At 71.3% G+C, this 18,067-nt stretch carries 14 protein-coding genes; 13 read left to right on the top strand and 1 reads right to left on the bottom strand.

Features of this window, described 5'->3' with window-relative positions; genetic code table 11:
• Positions 1 to 58 precede the first annotated feature (58 nt).
• A complete protein-coding gene (locus tag DY262_RS03990; RefSeq protein WP_116957688.1) occupies positions 59 to 3,769 on the bottom strand; it encodes a DUF748 domain-containing protein in 3,711 nt (1,236 codons plus the stop codon).
• 673 nt (positions 3,770 to 4,442) lie between these two features.
• Here DY262_RS03990 and DY262_RS03985 point away from each other — a divergent pair.
• From DY262_RS03985 to ribH, 13 genes are all read left to right on the top strand, one after another.
• A complete protein-coding gene (locus tag DY262_RS03985) occupies positions 4,443 to 5,321 on the top strand; it encodes a lytic transglycosylase domain-containing protein (RefSeq protein ID WP_116957687.1) in 879 nt (292 codons plus the stop codon).
• A 247-nt stretch (positions 5,322 to 5,568) separates the two neighbouring features.
• Positions 5,569 to 6,810: a serine hydroxymethyltransferase gene (gene glyA / locus DY262_RS03980; RefSeq protein WP_116957686.1), complete on the top strand. Its 1,242-nt coding sequence runs from the start codon at positions 5,569 to 5,571 to the stop codon at positions 6,808 to 6,810.
• Positions 6,811 to 6,826: 16 nt separating this feature from the next.
• Positions 6,827 to 7,276 carry a transcriptional regulator NrdR gene (gene nrdR / locus DY262_RS03975; protein WP_116957685.1) on the top strand — a complete coding sequence of 150 codons (450 nt, stop codon included), beginning with the start codon at positions 6,827 to 6,829 and terminating at the stop codon, positions 7,274 to 7,276.
• A gap of 43 nt (positions 7,277 to 7,319) precedes the next feature.
• Positions 7,320 to 8,459: a bifunctional diaminohydroxyphosphoribosylaminopyrimidine deaminase/5-amino-6-(5-phosphoribosylamino)uracil reductase RibD gene (gene ribD / locus DY262_RS03970; RefSeq protein WP_116957684.1), complete on the top strand. Its 1,140-nt coding sequence runs from the start codon at positions 7,320 to 7,322 to the stop codon at positions 8,457 to 8,459.
• A 131-nt stretch (positions 8,460 to 8,590) separates the two neighbouring features.
• A complete protein-coding gene (locus DY262_RS03965) occupies positions 8,591 to 12,607 on the top strand; it encodes a pilus assembly protein (RefSeq protein ID WP_116957683.1) in 4,017 nt (1,338 codons plus the stop codon).
• The gene (locus DY262_RS03960; protein ID WP_181936429.1) at positions 12,604 to 13,140 is read left to right on the top strand and encodes a GspH/FimT family pseudopilin; all 537 of its coding nucleotides are present in this window, start codon (positions 12,604 to 12,606) and stop codon (positions 13,138 to 13,140) included. The genes DY262_RS03965 and DY262_RS03960 overlap by 4 nt, the downstream gene beginning before the upstream one ends.
• Positions 13,137 to 13,676, top strand: coding sequence for a type IV pilus modification protein PilV (pilV, locus tag DY262_RS03955; protein WP_116957681.1), 540 nt, complete (start codon positions 13,137 to 13,139; stop codon positions 13,674 to 13,676). The genes DY262_RS03960 and pilV overlap by 4 nt, the downstream gene beginning before the upstream one ends.
• Positions 13,673 to 14,653, top strand: coding sequence for a PilW family protein (locus DY262_RS03950; RefSeq protein ID WP_116957680.1), 981 nt, complete (start codon positions 13,673 to 13,675; stop codon positions 14,651 to 14,653). Before pilV ends, DY262_RS03950 begins: the two co-directional genes overlap by 4 nt.
• Complete coding sequence (locus DY262_RS03945) at positions 14,650 to 15,246, top strand: pilus assembly PilX family protein (RefSeq protein WP_116957679.1); 597 nt, start codon at positions 14,650 to 14,652, stop codon at positions 15,244 to 15,246. The genes DY262_RS03950 and DY262_RS03945 overlap by 4 nt, the downstream gene beginning before the upstream one ends.
• The gene (locus tag DY262_RS03940) at positions 15,239 to 15,733 is read left to right on the top strand and encodes a type IV pilin protein (RefSeq protein WP_116957678.1); all 495 of its coding nucleotides are present in this window, start codon (positions 15,239 to 15,241) and stop codon (positions 15,731 to 15,733) included. Before DY262_RS03945 ends, DY262_RS03940 begins: the two co-directional genes overlap by 8 nt.
• A gap of 69 nt (positions 15,734 to 15,802) precedes the next feature.
• Positions 15,803 to 16,447, top strand: coding sequence for a riboflavin synthase (locus tag DY262_RS03935; protein ID WP_116957677.1), 645 nt, complete (start codon positions 15,803 to 15,805; stop codon positions 16,445 to 16,447).
• A complete protein-coding gene (gene ribBA / locus DY262_RS03930; protein WP_070398089.1) occupies positions 16,444 to 17,574 on the top strand; it encodes a bifunctional 3,4-dihydroxy-2-butanone-4-phosphate synthase/GTP cyclohydrolase II in 1,131 nt (376 codons plus the stop codon). The genes DY262_RS03935 and ribBA overlap by 4 nt, the downstream gene beginning before the upstream one ends.
• 28 nt (positions 17,575 to 17,602) lie before the next feature.
• A complete protein-coding gene (ribH, locus tag DY262_RS03925) occupies positions 17,603 to 18,067 on the top strand; it encodes a 6,7-dimethyl-8-ribityllumazine synthase (protein WP_070398090.1) in 465 nt (154 codons plus the stop codon).

The following is an 18,067-nucleotide window of genomic DNA, read 5'->3' as shown; positions in this document are numbered from 1 at the left end:
GGATAAACGCGTATTGTCGCCGCTCAGCGCGGCGCCGGCGCTCCTGCGGTCGCGCCGCTCAACGCGGCGCGAGTTGCAGTTCGGCCCGAGGCACCCACCGGTCGCCGCTGGCCCGGGTCTTGGGCGCGCCCAGGAACAGGCGGTCCTCGGGCAGGCGCAGGCCGGCCAGGAAGTCCTTCACCGCCACCGCGCGCGCCACCGCCAGCTCGCGCATGGTGTCCTCGGAGGGCGATTGGGCGGCCAACAGCAGCGCCTCCATTTCTTCCAGCGGAATGTCCTTGGCCAGGCCGATGAGGTTGCGCGGCTTGGGGATGTCGGCGCGGCGGTAGGCCTCGCGCAGCAGTTCGGGGCGCTCCTGCGCGCTCACGCTCACGCGCGCGGGCACCTCACCGCCGGCGCGCGCGAGGCGGCGGCGCTTCTCGGCCTGCAGCAGCCCGTCCAGCCGGGCGCGCTGCCAGCCCGCGCGCTCGGCCTCCAGGTCGCTGTGGCCCACGATGGTGACCCGCAGCGCCGGCCGGTTCTCCAGTGCCTTGGCCAGTGACTCGAGCTGCGTGCGGTTGGCGTCGCTCAGCTCGGCGCGGCCGGGATCGAAGCCGATCTGGCTGGCGTCCGCGCCGCCGCCCGAGAAGGCGCTGGCGATGAGCGAGAACGGCGCGGTGATGGCCTTGCCGATCAGGTTGACGATGACCCGCACGATCACCGGGCCGAGCCGGAACTGCGGGTCGTTGAGCGAGCCGCTGATGGGCAGGTTGATGTCGATCACGCCGTTGCGGTCGGCCAGCAGGGCCACGGCCAGCTTCACCGGCAGGTTCGCCGGGCTGTCGGGCACCCGCTCGCCGAAAGCGAGCTGGTTCAGCACGATCTGGTTACTGGCGGTGAGCTGGCCGTTCGGCTCCACCTTGTAGGCCACGTCCACGCTGAGCTTGCCGCGCTCGATGCCGTAGCCCGCGTACTTCACGCTGTAGGGCGACAGCGGCGGCAGCTCCAGGTCGCGCACCACGCCCTTGATGTCCAGCGCCAGCGGCGTGGCCAGCGGGTTGATGCGGCCATTGATGTCCAACGTGGCCGTGCCCTCGGCGCGGCCCTTGAGCGACAGCGTGGCCATCTCCGGCGGCTGGCCGGGCGCGGCCGGGGTGCTGGAAAACGCGCTGAGCGAGCCTGTGACCTCGCTGAGGTTGGCGCTGTAGTTGGGCCGCACGAAGTGGTCCGAGAACAGGATGCGGCCGTTGACCAGGCTGATGGGGCCGATGCGGATGTCGGCCGCCGGGCCGGGCGGCGGCGACGCGGCCGCCGCCACGTCGGTTGTGGTGGTGTCGGCGTTGGGCGCGGCCACGCCGGGTGCCGGGGCGGCGGGCGCGGCCGGCTCGCCCGGCGCGGGCTTGACCAGGTCCTGCAGGTTGAAGCGCCCGTTGGGGTCGATGGCGATGCGCGCGTAGTAGTCGCTCAGCACGGTCTCGGCCACCTGCACCGACAGGGGCTGCCCCGGCGCCTGGCGCACCCGCAGGCCACGCACCTGCAGCGACTGCCACTGCAGCAGTTCCTCGCCGGGCGAGCGGGTGTTGGCGCGGAAGTCCTCCACCGCGAGGTCCACCGCGGCCTGCACGCGCGGGCCCTTGGCCGGCAAGGCCAGATCGACGTCGCCGCGCACGCTGGTGTCGGCGCGCAGCAGCTCCAGGTTGAGGTAGTCGGCCAGGTAGGGCTCCAGCGCGTGCACGGGAAAGCGCTCCACCTGCACGCGGCCGCGCCAGTGCAGGTCGGGGCCGGCGCCGGCCGGCCCGGGCAGGCGCAGGCGGCCGTCGGCGGCCACGGTGCCGGCGGTGGCCCCCCCGCCGGCCACGCGCAGCCTGAGGTTCAGCGGCGCCTCGGGGGCGCGCTCGCCGGGGGGCTGCAGGTCCTGCAGGCGGACGTCGAAGCGGTCGAGGTCCAGCCGCACCGGGTTGGCCTTGCTGTCGTCGATGAAGCGCACGCGCCCGCCGCGCAGGCGGGCATCGGCCAGGCGCCAGGTCCAGGACGCGGTGGGCTCGGCCGCCGGGCCAGCCGCCTTCGTGGCCGCGGGCGCGGCCGGCGCGGGCGTGAGCCAGCGCTCCACCATCCAGCGCCCCTGCGCGTCGCGGTGGGCGTCGAGCACGGGGTTGTCCAGCGCCAGCTGGCCCAGCTCGGCGTGGTGTTTCGCCAGGTCGATCTTCAGCTCGGCCAGGCGCAGGCTGTCCAGCCGGGCCAGCGGGCGCTTGGCCGGGCCCAATTGCAGCTTCTCCAGCACCAGCTCCGCCCCCTGCAGGCCCAGCTGGTCGGGCTGGCCCTCGGCACCGCGCACCCAATCGAACACCAGGCTGGCGCGGGCGCGGCCGTCGAGTTCGGGCGCCAGCACGCTGGCCAGATAGGGCGCGGCCAGGCGCAGGCCCCAGTTGTCGAGCGCGGCGCGCACCTGGGCGCGGTCGCCCGCGACCTCGCCCTCGGCCTTGAGCGTGGCCTCGCCCACGGCGGCGGCGAGTTGCAGGCGCGCGGGGTCCTTCACCGGCCAGGCGATCGGCGCCAGCGTCAGCGATGCGATGCGCAGGTCCTGCTCGGCGCGGGGATGCACCGAGGCGTCGCGCCAGCGCACCAGGGCCTCGTGGAGTTCGAAGCCCTGCATGGCCAGTTGCCAGGCCGCTTCCGGCGCCGGGGCGGGGGCGGGGGCGGGTGTGGCCTCGGCCGCCGGGGCCATGGGCCAGCTGGCCGCCAGCCGCTGGAGATTGAGCCGCCCCTGCGCGTCGCGGCCCAGGTCGAGTTCGAGCCCCTGCCAGCGCACCGCGCCCAGGGCCACGCGCCGGCGCAGGGGCTCCACGCGCTGCAGCGCCACGTCCAGGCGCGGCGACAGCAGCAGGGGCGCGCCGCCCGCTTCGTCCAGGCGCAGGTTCGACAGGCCCACGGTGCCGGCCACCACCAGGGTCGGCTCGGCGTGCTGCTCGAAGTCGAGCGTCAGGTCCAGGTGCAGCGCCCCCGAAGTGAACTGCACCGGCCAGGCCTTGGGCCAGTACGGCCGGTAGGGGGCCAGGTCCAGCTCGGGTATCTGCAGCCGCGCGCGCGTCTGGTGGTCTTCGGCGAAGGGCGTGGTGGCCACGCGGCTGTCGAAGGCGCTGCCGTTGAGCGTGAAAGCCAGGCGCGGTTCGGTCACCACCTCGCGGCGCGAACCCAGGTTGCTCAGGAAGGGCACGGCGATCTGCAGGCCGTCCAGGTGGTGGGTCACGCCCACGGGCTCGTCCCGCACGCTGGCCTGGCCGTCGGCCACTTCTATATTGAAGACGGCGAAGCGCGCGGGCGAGTTGTCCTGGGGCCCGCTGGGCGGCGGCGGCGTCAGGCGCTGCAGCACGTCGTCGAAGTCCCAGCGCCCTCCCCCCAGGTGGCGCAGCGCCAGACGCGGCGTGTCGATCCTCAGGGCATCGATCACCGGCGCGAGCCTCACCAGGGACTGCAACTCCGCATTCATATAGAGCTGCTTCACCGACAGCAGGTCGTCGGCGCCCTCGGCGCCGGCCACCCGCAGGCCATCCACCCACAACTCCAGCGACCAGGGGTGAAAGCGCACCTGCTCCACCGTGACCGCACGGCCCAGCCGCTCGCTGCCCTGCTTTTGCAGCTGCCACTTCAGCAGCGGCGGCAGGCCCAGCCAGGTCAGACCCCACAGCAACAGCAGGCCGCCCGCCGCCCAGGCCACGCGCCGCGCAAGGCGCGAGCGCGGCGTGGCGGCGGGCGGAAGGGGGGCGGGGGTATCCGTTGCGGTGTCGGCCATGCGCGAGTGTCGCGCAAGCCAAGGCCCCGCCGCATGACGGCCCCAAAAACAAGAAACCCCGGCGGGAAAAACCCGCCGGGGTTGACGGCGGGCAATGAAGCACTTGCCGTCGGTTGGGTGGTGGGAGGGTGATGTCCCGCCAGCCGGGGAGCAAGAGATTGCTCCCAAGGGGGCCGTTCGGTGGAACTCCACCGGGTCGGCTGTGCCGGTCTGCGACCGACCGATGAAGCGTACGCCGCGCCACCGGTCGAATCAAGGCTCACGCGTCGCCCGACCATGGAACTTTTCAATCGTGGCCCGGCAACCCATTCCGGCCCCCCAAAACCCCGTTTTGCCCCATGAAAGGTGGGTATCGGCCGACCAGCGGTCATACGCCTGTCATCGCGCGCAAACCCGCGTGGCCATTGGCGGCGGCGCTGCGTTTGTCCACTTTGGCACGTCGGCCGACGATTTTATATTACTAATTATTCTTCAAACAGCGTTCAAAACCATTGACTGGCTATTAACGCCTCCCTACCATCCGCCGACTTTTGCCCACGCGAGGGTAAACCCGGGCCTGCACGGCAGGCCCACTCGTTGGAAGCGGCCCCCTGCGGCCCTCCACCGAGAGCCCCCCCAACGACCGCCCGCGCCGTTCCCACGAACGCCGCGGGCGACCTGCAAGGAGCGACCCATGAGGACCCACTCGCCGACGCCGCAGAAGAGCACGACACGTGCCCTGGCATCGTCCCTGAACCACGCCGCCTCCGACGTGTACCAGGGGTTCATCCACACCACGCAGAACAGCCTGGCGCTGCTCGGCACGGTGGCCGCGGTGGCCCTGCTCGTCTTCGGCATGCGCGCCGACCTGCGCGCCAGCGCCGAGGAGCGGCTGCTGAGCTGGCTGCTGCAGCGCCAGGAAGCGCAGCAGATGGTCGAGCGCGACGTCGAGGTGGAACCCACCGCCATCGACCGCGTGACCGTGGCCAACCTGCGCGACCTGACCGAGCAGCAGGCCAAAGTGACGCAGTGGCTCAGCCGCAAGTACCGCGTGGCGCCCGAGCCCGTGGGCGCCCTGGTGGCCGAGGCCTACCTGATCGGCGAGCGCAGCCGCCTGGACCCGACGCTGCTGCTGGCCGTGATGGCCATCGAGTCGCGCTTCAACCCCTTCGCCCAGAGCCCCGTGGGCGCCCAGGGCCTGATGCAGGTGCTCACGCGCGTGCACACCGACAAGTACGAGGACTTCGGCGGCGAGCTGGCGGCCTTCGACCCGCTGTCCAACCTGCGCGTGGGCGCGCGCGTGCTGAGCGACGCGGTCAAGCGCGCCGGCTCCCTGGAGGGAGGCCTGCGCCTGTACGTGGGCGCGGTCACCACCGACGGCAGTTGGTACATCAACCGCGTGATGGCCGAGCACCTGCGCATCCAGCGCGTGGCCCAGGGCAAGCCGCTCAAGCACTTCGACGCGCCGCCGCCGGCGCGCGCCATCCCCGTCAATGCGCCGGCGCCGAGCAACGAGGTCGAGGCCGAGGTCCGGCCCACGGTGGCGCCCCCGTCCACGGCCATTCCATCCTGAAGCCACCCGCCCGCGCGGCCGGCGGGATCCGCATCCCGCTGGGCTAAACTAGCGCGGTGCGCGACTGGCGATAGGCGGCCACCCCTTGAGGGGATCGGCCGCTGACGTGGACACCCGGCCCCCTGTTCAGGGCGACCACCGGGACAACCACTGGGAAGCGCACCGCCCGCGCCGCCAGGCCGGGCGTTCAGCCGTTCGCCTGGGCAGCCCTTGTCACGCGCAAGGTTCCTCGTCATTCAGGACTGCCATGTACGACCGCCGCATCCTCATCGAACAGACCGACCCCGAGCTGTTTGCCGCCATCCAGGCCGAAAACGCCCGCCAGGAACACCACATCGAGCTCATCGCGAGCGAGAACTACGCCAGCCCGGCCGTGATGGCCGCGCAGGGCACCCAGCTCACCAACAAGTACGCCGAGGGCTACCCCGGCCGCCGCTACTACGGCGGCTGCGAGTACGTCGACGTGGCCGAGCAGCTGGCCATCGACCGCATCAAGCAGCTCTTCGACGCCGAAGCCGCCAACGTGCAGCCGCACTGCGGCGCCTCGGCCAACGAAGGCGTGTTCCTGGCCTTCCTCAAGCCCGGCGACACCATCATGGGCATGAGCCTGGCCGAAGGCGGCCACCTCACCCACGGCATGGCGCTCAACATGAGCGGCAAGTGGTTCAACGTGGTCTCCTACGGTCTCAACGAGAAGGAAGAGATCGACTACGACGCCATGGAGCGCAAGGCCCACGAGACCAAGCCCAAGCTCATCATCGCCGGCGCCTCGGCCTACAGCCTGCGCATCGACTTCGCGCGCTTCGCCAAGGTGGCCAAGGACGTGGGCGCGCTCTTCATGGTCGACATGGCGCACTACGCCGGCCTGATCGCCGCCGGCGTCTACCCCAACCCGGTGCCGCACGCCGACGTGGTGACCTCCACCACCCACAAGAGCCTGCGCGGCCCGCGCGGCGGCTTCATCCTCATGAAGGCCGAGCACGAGAAAGCCATCAACAGCGCCATCTTCCCCGGCCTGCAGGGTGGTCCGCTGATGCACGTGATCGCCGCCAAGGCGGTGGCCTTCAAGGAGGCGCTCTCGCCCGAGTTCAAGGCCTACCAGCAACAGGTGCTGAAGAACGCCCAGATCGTGGCCGAGACGCTCACCCAGCGCGGCCTGCGCATCGTGAGCGGCCGCACCGAAAGCCACGTCATGCTGGTCGACCTGCGCGCCAAGGGCATCACCGGCAAGGAAGCCGAGGCGGTGCTGGGCCAGGCGCACATGACGATCAACAAGAACGCCATCCCGAACGACCCCGAGAAGCCGATGGTGACCAGCGGCGTGCGCATCGGCACCCCGGCCATGACCACGCGCGGCTTCAAGGACGAGGAAGCGCGCCTGACCGCCAACCTGGTGGCCGACGTGCTCGACAACCGCGACCCGGCCAACATCGCCGCGGTGCGCGAGAAGGTCAACGCGCTGACCGCGCGTTTCCCGGTCTACCGCTGAACCCGGAGCGGCGGCGATGCGGTGCCCCTTCTGCGGCCATCTCGAGACCCAGGTGGTCGAGACGCGGGTCTCGGAAGACGCCGACTTCATCCGCCGCCGCCGCCGCTGCGGCCACTGCGAGAAGCGCTTCACCACCTACGAGCGGCCCGACGTCAGCTTTCCGATGGTGGTCAAGAAGGACGGCCGCCGCGTCGAGTACGTACCCGACAAGCTGCGCGCCTCCTTCGCGCTGGCCCTGCGCAAGCGCCCGGTGAGCACCGAGCAGGTCGATGCCGCGATCGAGCGCATCGAGGAAAAGCTGCTCAACCTGGGCGTGCGCGAGATTGCGGCCAACCGCATCGGCGAGATGGTGATGCGCGAGCTCAAGAAGCTCGACAAGGTCGCCTACATCCGCTTCGCCAGCGTTTACCGCAGCTTCGAGGACATCGACGAGTTCCGGGCGCTGGTGGATGAGGTGAAGCGCTGATGGCCCCCCGGTCCGCGGCCCGCGCCCGCGTGGGAGCCGCGAGGTGAGCACCGGACCCCTGGCGGCGGCGCTCGAACGGGCCGAACGCGCCCTCTGCCTGTCGAACCCCAACCCCCGCGTCGGCTGCGTGCTGGTCGCGCCGGACGGTCGCGAGATCGGCTCGGGCCACACCCAACAGGCCGGCGGACCGCACGCCGAGGTCATGGCCCTGCGCGACGCCCAGGCGCGCGGCGAGAGCACGGCCGGCGCCACCGCCTACGTCACGCTGGAGCCCTGCTCCCACCACGGGCGCACCCCGCCCTGCTGCGACGCGCTGATCGCGGCCCAGGTGGCGCGCGTGGTGGTGGCCACCACCGACCCCAACCCCCGCGTGGCCGGCCAAGGCCTGCAGCGGCTGCGCGCCGCCGGCCTCGCGGTCGAGCTTCTGCCCGGCGACCACCCCATCGCCAGGGGCAGCCGCGAACTCAACATCGGCTTCTTCAGCCGCATGGTGCGCGGGCGGCCATGGGTGCGCATGAAGATGGCCGCCTCGCTCGATGGCATCACGGCCCTGCCCAACGGACAGAGCCAGTGGATCACCGGCGAAGCCGCCCGCGAAGACGGCCACCGCTGGCGCGCCCGGGCCTGTGCCGTGCTGACGGGTGCGGGCACGGTGCTCGAAGACAACCCCCGCCTGGACGCGCGCTTGCCGGGCCTGCTGCGCCAACCGCACCTGGCCGTGATCGACAGCCGCCTGGACACCCCGCCCACGGCGCGGCTGTTCGAGCCGCCGCACGGCGGCCTGCCGCGCCAGCGGTGGTTCTTCCACGCCGACCCTGCGGCGGCCCGGGCCGCGGCGCTGCGGGAACGCGGCGCCGACACCCTCCCGATGCCCGGCGCGAACGGCAAGGTCGACCTGGGCGGCGCGCTTCAAGAGCTGGGCCGGCGCGAGGTGAACGAGCTGCACGTCGAGGCCGGGGCCAAGCTCAACGCGTCCCTGCTGCGCGAGGGCTGGGTGGACGAGCTGCTGGTCTATCTGGCGCCCCGCCTGCTCGGCCAGGGAGCGGGCATGGCGCCCTTCGGTCCGCTGGAACGTTTGGCCGACGGCGTGGCCCTGCGCTGGCTGGACACCCTGCCGGTGGGCATCGACCTGCGACTGCGCGCCCGGCTCGAAGGCCGGGACGCATTCCTCATGGACCGCTGATCATCCAAGCGCGACCGCTGGCGGCCGAACTACCGCAAAGTGAGTAGCACTTAGTTCCACATCCGTTTGGCCGCGCAGCCCATCGGCTGATGCCCGGCGGGCCTGGCGCACAGGCTGAACCATCGCGGGCCATGTCGCGCTCGCCCTGCTCCCGACCCCTGCCCCATCCCGCGCCTGGCCCGGCGCCCATCGCCCGTCCGCCACGCGCCCCACGCGCGGCAGCGCATCTGCCGGGCTGGCTGCTGTGCGCCATCGGCACCGCCGCCGGGCTGGGCACGGTGGGTGCCCAGGCCCAGCCCAGCCAGCGCCCGCTGCTGGTCAGCAGCACAGGCGCCAAACCCAACATCGTGGTCTCGCTGGACAACTCGGGGTCGATGGCGATCCCCTATCCCGATGGGTACGACGTCAGCAGGCCAGGGTGGCGCGGCCTGCCCGCCGGAGACGACGGTCAGCCGATGTTCGAGGCGCAGCGCTCACCCGACGTCAACCCCATGTACTACAACCCTCGGATCACCTATCGGCCACGGGTGGATGCCAAGGGTGACCCGCTGCAGGCCAACGACGGCATCCAGTTCATCTCCAACGCCCGCTCCGCGCAGTTCTCGTACAAAGTCTTCGCCGATCCGGCGGCCCCGGCCGGGGGCGGCCCGGTTCTGATCTTCAGCGCCCAGTTCCCCCACTACCCGGCGGTGCAGGAGCCCAAGGACCAGGCGCCGCTCTACTCCCTGAGCCTGAGTCAATGGGCCCCGGTGAATCAGGCCCATGGCGCCGCCGATCCCAAGGGCAATACGCCGCCGTTCACCTACGTCCTCTGCGACCCCTCCGCGCCCAATGGCCTGCTGAGGACGACGGCATCCGGCACGACCTGCAACAAGGTACTGCGCACCGTCGACATCCGCTACGACGACACGGACGCGATCGTCTTGCCGGCCGACCACCGGCGCACCGAATGCAAACAGGCCTCCAACCTGCGCTGCAGCCACCAAGAGGAAGTCACCAACATCATCAACTGGTACCGCTACTACCGCACGCGGATCGAGGCGATCAAAACCGCCCTGGGCCAGGCCCTGCAGAGCGACAAGCTCACCGACGGCCTCGCGCGCGTCGGCTACCGCCCCATCAACATGGCTCCCGTGTCCGGCGCATTGCCGCACCTGGGCAAGGACACCAACACGCCCCAGGTGCTGCGGGGCGTGCGCCCCTGGGCGAAGGGCTCGGCCAACGATCAGTTCTACCAGTGGCTCTATGGCAGCTACGCCAACGGCGGCACCCCCTTGCAACGGGCCTACAAGGACGTGGCCAACTACCTCGGTGTGGGCGCCGGGGCCAAGGAAAACCCTTGGGCGCGAGACCCGAGCCGCGTGAGCGACGACACCAACCCCGAGCTGGGTTGCCGGCGTGCCTACCAGGTGGTGCTGTCCGACGGCGGCTGGAGCGACGACGACCTGCGAGGCACGCCGCCCGACACCCCCAACCAGGACGCCACCCAAGGCCCGAGCTTCGCGCGCAGCACCGCCGGCGACGCCCCCGCCGAGACCTTTGCCTACCAGCCCGAGGGCATCAACAGCGGCCGGCAACGGTACATCCCCTACCCCGGCTCCGCCACGGGCGGGCTGGCCGATCTCGCCGCCCAGTACCACTGGCATACCGACCTGCGGCCTCAACTGCAGAACAACGTGCCCACCCGCGACTTCCAGCCCGCGTTCTGGCAGAACCTCACCACCTACGCCATCGGCTACCTGATCCGCCCCTCGGGAGACAGCGGCGTCGCATCGGGCCTGAGCTTTCAGCAGATCAACACCTACCGCAACCAGTACCTGGTGAAGGGGTACCAGGGCGCCACGCCTCCCCATTGGCCCGCCAAGGGCGCCGATCTGCGCACCACCGCGTGGAACAACAACGACAAATTCTGGGCATTCGCCCGCCCGGAATCCGACCGCATCGACGACTTCATCCAATCGGGCTACACCGGTGGCGGCCGCAGTTTCAGCGTGCAGGACGCCGCTGGCGTGCGCGCCACCATCGACGCCATCCTCTCGGACATCCTCGACGCCAGCGGCAACGACGCGGGCATCGCGCTGGGAAGCGCCCCGGCCGCGGCCAATCCGCTCGGCGGCCGCCTGAAGTTCAAGGTGGACTACCGCACCACCGACAACATGGGCAACGTCACGGCCCAGCGGATCGATCAGAACGGCAAGCCCCAGCCGCTCGACCAGGACGCCAACGGCCAGGCACTCAATCCCCCCAGCGAGACCTACTGGTCGGCCCAGCAACTGACGCCCGCTCCCGCCGACCGCCGGCTCTACAGCCTCGGCGACGACGGGCTGGGCATCGAGCTGAAGGGTCGCCTCGACCGACTGCCGAACGGCATCCGCAGCGCCCTGCGCACGGGCGACCAGGCCGCCAACCTCCCCGACGACGAGCGCTTCGTCGACTACCTGCGCGGCAAGGATCCGGTCGTCGACCTCAAGAACCAGCCGTACCGCCTGCGCGCCTCGCCCCTCGGCGCCATCGTCAACAGCGCGCCGGTGCTGCTCGGCGCGTCGCAGCACCATGGCTACGAAGACGCCCAGAGCACCGTGAGCGGCAAGGAGCGCTACGCGGCCTACCGCGACCGCATCGCCCTGCCCCCCGACACCCTGTTCGTGGCCACCAACGCCGGCGTGGTGCACGCCCTCGACGCCGCCAACGGCCGGGAGATCGCGGCCTACATGCCCCGGCGCAGCCTGCGCCGCCTGCTCGACCAGGCCCAGCCCGACAGCGGCTTCCGCTACGTACTGGACGGCCCACTCAGCACACACGATGTGTACGACGGCCGTTCATGGAACGCGCTGGTGGTGGGCAGCGGCGGCCGGGGCGAGCGCGTGGTCTATGCCCTGCGGCCCCGGCTCGACGCGCAAGGCCAGGCCCAGATGGACCAGGGCGGCTTCCTCTGGGAAACCGGCCCCGACGCCATCGACACCGCCAACGACGGCGACAACACGCCATTCGCCACCGGCTACATGACCAACCCCGCGCGCAGTGGCCAGACCGATTCGGGCGATTGGGTGGTGGTGCTCAACAGCGGCCACTACAACGGACAAGCCGACGGCAGCCGCCACGGCCTGGTCGTGCTCAACGCCCTGACAGGCCAGGTGCTGCGCACGATCACCCTGCCGGCGGCCTATTCCGCCGGCCGTGGACTGGGTGGCGCCACCCTGGTGCGCGATGCGCGCAAGCGCATCGTCGCCGCCTACGCGGGCGATGCCATGGGGCACTTGTGGCGCTTCGATCTGCGCGGCCAACCCGCCGATTGGAAGGTCTCTTACGGCCAACCGCTGTTCACCACCGAAAACAACCGCCCCATCTACGCCGGACCAGCCTGGCAGGCCCACCCCAGGGGCGGAATGATCGTGGTGCTGGCCACCGGCATCCTGCTCCAGGACAGCGACACCACCGACACCACGCAGCGCGAGGCCATCTACGGCATCTGGGACCCGACCTCGCGCACCGATGGCAAGGAGCTGGCGAACTTCCAGCCGGCGACGCCCGGTCAGCTCCTGGAGCAGAAGGTCGAGGCGCTCAAGGCCAGCGTGGACAGCAACAGCTACTACTCGATCAGCCGCAACCGAATCGACTGGCAGCGTCACAAGGGTTGGAAGCTGCAGCTCGGCGGCTGGGGCGACAAGGACCAAATGACGCGAGCGGGCGAACGGGTGATCGAGCAGGTGGCCAACGCCGGCTCCAGCGTGCTGGTCAGCTCGGTGGTGATCAACCGGGGCAACAGCGAGGACGAGAGCTGCACGGGCCGCGATGCGCCGGGCAACGCCATCTACGTGCTCAACGCGCTCGACGGCGCGGGCAAACCGGCCTTCGATACCGACAAGGACGGACGGCCGAACGGCGTGTCCATGGTCTTCGTCGCCGCCGGTGGCTACGCCCGTGGCTATGCGCTGGTCAACACCACGCCCGACGCCAGGATGAGCCCCGCGCAGCAGTACGAACGGCACGTGGCCACCCAGGACGGCGAAAGCTCGTACGACGACACCGGGTGCCGTGGCGGGAACACCAACGTCACAGGCACGAGCAACGGTGGCCTGCAGGCGGCCACCGAATGCGCCAGGACCTGGAGCCGCCAGCAGTACCAACTCACCCGGCTGCCGCAATGAGCGAACGCCCTTCCCACCAGCGCGCGGCGCGCGGCATCACCCTGATCGAGCTGATGGTGGCCATCGCCGTGCTGGCCGTGCTGCTGGCCGTTGGCATGCCCTCGTTCGCGGCGCTGGTGCGCCAGTGGCGGCAGGACAGCGCCGTCGACGCCTTCGTCGGCGACCTGCGCCTGGCGCGCAGCACCGCCACGCGCACCTCCCGACCCGTCGTGGTCTGCGCGATCGGGAGCGCCGGCAGATGCTCCACGGGGGCCGATTGGGCCAGTGGCTGGCTGGTGTTCTCCGATCTCAACGGCGACGGCGAGCGGGACGCGGGCGAACCGGTGATCGCCCAGCGCGGCGCGCAGACCGGCATCGCCGCCATGCGCGACAAGGCCTCGCCCGCCAAGCTGAGTTTTCGCAGCAACGGCACGCTCAGCGGCACAACCGACACGGTGAGCGTCCAGCCCCAGGGCGCGGACGGACCGACGCAGGCCATCACCATCAACTTACTTGGTCGCGCCCGCGTGGGACAGCCAGAGGCCAAGCCATGAGCCCTCGACGCGCGGCCCGGGGCTCGACACTGATCGAAGTCCTCATCGCCCTGCTCGTGGCCTGTGTCGGCCTGCTGGCCATGGCGCGCCTGAGCGCTGCCGCCATCGGCCACCAGAAATCGGCGCAGCTGCGGCTGCTGGGGCAGACCCTGGTCCAGCAATACGCCGAGCGCGCCCGGTTGAACGTCTACGGCTTCGACCTGGGCGCCTACGACCTGCCCCTGGGTGCCACGGCGCCCGCCGCGGCCCCGCTGGACCCCGACGCCGCCGACCTGGCCGCGGCCCAGGCCGTGGCGCAGGCGGACCAGCGCGAATTCCTCCAGGCGGTGGCCAGTGCCCTGCCCGAAGGGCGCGCCCAGGCCCACTCGCAGCCCAGCGCCACGGCGCGCGACCTCGATGTCTGGCTGCTCTGGCGCGACACCCCGGTCAGCGACGCCCAGGGTCTGGTCCCCGCTGCCACACGGCAGTGCCCCCAGGGCCTGAGCGACAGCGACCGCCGGGGCGCCAGCTGCATGCACTTCCGGGTGGGTCTATGAAGCGCCCCGCCCGCCCATGGCGCGCAGCGCACCAGTGCGGCTTCACCCTGGTGGAGCTGATGGTGGCCCTGGCCCTGGGCTTGTTCCTCGTGGGCGTGGTGGGCTTCACCTACCTGCAGGCGGCCGGCGGCACGCGCTTCGGTGCCCTCGAATCGCAGATGAACGAAGAGGCTGCGCTGGCGCTGGACACGCTGCGCTCGCAGCTGCGCCTGGCGGGTTATTCCGACACGGGCGCCGACGGCCGGCGCCTGCTCAAGGAATCGCCCCTGCGCGGCTGCGACGGCGGCTTCACCAGCGCCACCGAGACCGGGACCTTCGATTCGCTGGCCTGCCAGGGCGGCGGCGGCAACGACGCCATCGCCCTGCGCTTCCAGGCCACCGCCTTCAACACCCAGATGGTCGGCAGCGGCACGGCGCTGCCCGCCAACTGCACGAACGTCGGCATCGCCGCAACGGTCCTCGCCCCCCAGGTCGAGCCATGGTTCGCCGACAACCGCTTCTACATCGCCACCGATCCCAGGAACGACAACACCCCCACGCTCTACTGCCGTGGCAGCGATGGCCCCGGCAGCTTCAGCGCCGCGGCGGCGCTGGTGCCCAACGTCGAAAGCCTCCAACTGCGCTACGCGATCACCCGCCGCCCCACCGCAGGAGAGGTGCCCCCTCACCAGGTCACCGCGCTCGTCTCGGCAAGCGACCTGCCGCCTGGCGACGAATGGGCGCGCGTGGCCGCGGTGGAACTGTGCCTGGTGGTGCGCTCGGCGCGGGCCGTGCCCCGGGACGGCCTGAGCATGAACGACACCACCCGCCACATTGGCTGCGATGGCAGCGCGCACACCGCCACCGACGGCCGCCTGCGCCGGGCCTACCGCACCCTGGTCCCGCTGCCCAATGTGCGCCCGGCCCTGCCGCAGCCCTACGACGCCAGCGCCGGCGCCGTGGCCAACCCCTACCGCGACCTGAACACCAGCCCATGAGCAGCCGCCCCTTGCCCGCCCCCACCGCGCTGGCGCGGCGCCCCGCGCGCGGCCGGGGCCTGGCGCTGCCCGTGGTGCTGGTGCTGCTGCTGGTGATGGCCTTCGCCGGCCTGCTGGCGGCGCGCCGCAGCGCCACCGTCGAAGAGATCAGCAACAACGCGCGGGTCCACCAGGTCGCCTGGCTGTCCGCCGAGAGCGGCCTGCGCTACTGCGAGGCCGTGGTCATCGACTCGGTCGAGGGCGGCGGCCGATTCGAGGGCGTGATCAAGCAGCGCGTGGGCACCACCACCATCGCCGACGCCAGCGACCGGAACGCCGCCTGGTCCAGGATCGCCAACTGGGCCGACACCAGCGCCGTGCTGATCACCGCGCCGGTGGCCGGGCAGAACGCCAGCGCCGCCCTGCAGGGCGCGCCCGCGCCGCGCTGCCTGGCCGAGCCCCTCGCCGATGGCCGCTACCTCGTCACGGCGCGCGGCCTGTCGGCGGGCGCCAGCTTCAATGGCAGCGGCCAGTTGCTGGGTGGGGCGGAGGTCTGGCTGCAATCGGTCATCTCGCCCGAGCCCGTGCACTTCAATGGAAAAGGCTATGAATGAGCTTCGTGTCCCGGCGCGCCCCGCCCGGATCACCCGGTACCGCCGGCCCGGCCCCCGAGGCTTCACCCTCATCGAACTGATGGTCACCTGCGCCATCGTCGCCGTGCTGGCCAGCATCGCCTACCCCAGCTACGCCGAATACGTGCGCCAGGGCCGGCGGGCGGACGCCCAGCGCGCCCTCGAAGAGGCCAGCCAGTTCCTGCGCCGGCGCTACAGCAGCATGGACACCCACGTGGGCGCGACGCTGCCACCCGCCATGGCCCAAAGCCCACGTGAAGGCGCGGCGGCCTACACCCTCACGCTGGTCGAGAACGGCCAGGCCGTTGGCGTGGCCACGCAGGCCCACAGCTACACCCTGCGCGCCGTGCGGGCCGGCGCCATGGCCGCCGACCGTTGCGGAGACCTTGAACTCGCCCACACCGGCGCCCGTGCCCTGCGCAACGCCGCCGCGAACGCGGTGCTGGCGGACTGCTTCCGCGGCGGCTGACCGCGCCCGTCACGGGGCCGGCGACGCACCCGCGACGGACGGTCCTGCAAACCCTGCGAAAATGCCGGGATGTTCACCGGCATCATCACTGGCGTGGGGCGCATCGCCGACTCCCATGCGCTGGGCGGTTCTTTGCAGCACGGGCGGCGCCTCACCATCGAGGCCCCGGCCGGCTACCTGGCCGACGTCGGCCTGGGCGACAGCATCGCCCTCAATGGCGCCTGCATGACCGTCACCACCCTCGACCCCAGCCGCGACCGCTTCACCATCGACATTTCCGCCGAATCGCTGGCCCGCACCGCCGGGCTGGACGCCGTCGGCGCCCGCCTGAACCTCGAGAAGGCCCTGCGCGCCCACGACCGGCTCGGCGGCCACATCGTCTCCGGCCATGTGGACGGCACCGGCACCGTGGTGCGATTCGCCCCCATCGGTGAAAGCCACGAACTGGCCGTGCTCGCACCGCCGGAACTGGGCAAGTACCTGGCCTACAAGGGCTCGATCACCGTCAATGGCGTGAGCCTCACCGTCAACCGCGTCGCCGACCGGCCCGACGGCTGCGAGTTCAGCATCAACCTCATCCCCCACACGGTGCAGCACACCACCCTGGGCGACCTGGTCGCCGGCAGCGCCGTCAACCTCGAGATCGACACCGTGGCCCGCTACGTCGAGCGCATGCTCGGCGCGGGCCTCAGCCCGGCCAAGGAGCCCGCATGAACGCCCCCGAAACCCTGGCCCCCGTGGCCATCTCCCCCGTCGAAGCCATCGTGGCCGACATCCGCGCCGGCCGCATGGTCATCCTGGTGGACGAGGAAGACCGCGAGAACGAGGGCGACCTCGTGCTGGCGGCCGACCACGTCACGCCCGAGGCCATCAACTTCATGGCCCGCTTCGGCCGCGGCCTGATCTGCCTCACGCTCACGCGCGAGCGCTGCGAGCGCCTGAACCTGCCGCCCATGGTGCCGCGCAACGGCACCAAGATGGGCACGGCCTTCACCGCCTCCATCGAGGCCGCCGAGGGCGTGACCACCGGCATCTCCGCCGCCGACCGCGCACGCACCGTGCAGGCCGCCGTGGCCCCCAACGCCAAGGCCAGCGACCTGGTCCAGCCCGGCCACATCTTCCCTCTGCAGGCGGTCGAGGGCGGCGTGCTCATGCGCGCCGGCCACACCGAAGCCGGCTGCGACCTCGCCGCCATGGCGGGCTGCTCGCCCGCCGCCGTCATCTGCGAGGTGATGAAGGACGACGGCACCATGGCCCGCCTGCCCGACCTGCAGCTGTTCGCGGCCGAGCACGGCATCAAGATCGGCACCATCGCCGACCTCATCGAATACCGCAGCCGCACCGAGTGCCTGGTGCGCAAGGTGGGCAGCCGCCCGCTCAAGACGGCTTTCGGCACCTTCACCGCCCACGCCTTCCGCGACCAGCCCAGCGGCGCGCTGCACCTGGCCCTGGTGATGGGCGAGTGGCAAGCCCACGAAAGCGTGCCCGTGCGCGTGCACGAACCGCTGTCCGTGCTCGACGCGCTCGAGATCGACCGCTCCATGCACAGCTGGGGCCTGGACGCCAGCCTGCGCCACCTGGCCCAGGCCGGGCGCGGCGTCGCGGTGCTGCTCAACTGCGGCGAGGCGGCCGAGCAACTGCTCGCCCAGTTCGAGGGCACCGCCCGTTCCGCCCAGGCGCCCGAGCGCGGCCGCATGGACCTGCGCACCTATGGCGTGGGCGCGCAGATCCTGCGCGAGTGCGGCGTGAGCCGCATGGAGCTCCTGGGCACGCCGCGCCGCATGCCCAGCATGCAGGGCTATGGCCTCGAGATCACCGGCTTCATCGGCCACCCCCACTGAACCCTCCCACGACAACGAAAGCCCCTCCATGTTTGGCGCAGACAAAGGCACGGCCGACCTGCTCGACGGCAAACGCCTGCACATCGGCATCGTGCAGGCACGCTTCAATGAAGCCATCACCGACGCGCTGTTCAGCGCCTGCCAGGCCGAGTTGCTCGCCCTGGGCGTGCACGAGAAGAACATCGCCCACGTCAAGGTGCCCGGCGCGCTGGAAGTGCCCCTGGCCCTGCAGGCCATGGCCGAACTCGACGAGTACGACGCCCTGATCGCCCTGGGCTGCATCATCCGCGGCGAGACCTACCACTTCGAGCTGGTGGCCAACGAATCCGGCGCGGGCGTCACCCGCGTCGCGCTCGACCACCAGATTCCCATCGCCAACGCCATCCTCACCACCGAGAACGAAGCCCAGGCCCTGGCGCGCCAGATCGACAAAGGCCGCGACGCCGCGCGAGTGGCCGTCGAAATGGCGCTGGTGCTCGACCGCATCGGCTGA

Source organism: Hydrogenophaga borbori (assembly GCF_003417535.1).
Classification (GTDB): Bacteria; Pseudomonadota; Gammaproteobacteria; order Burkholderiales; family Burkholderiaceae_C; genus Hydrogenophaga; species Hydrogenophaga borbori.
This window is presented reverse-complemented; position numbering and strand designations above follow the sequence as displayed.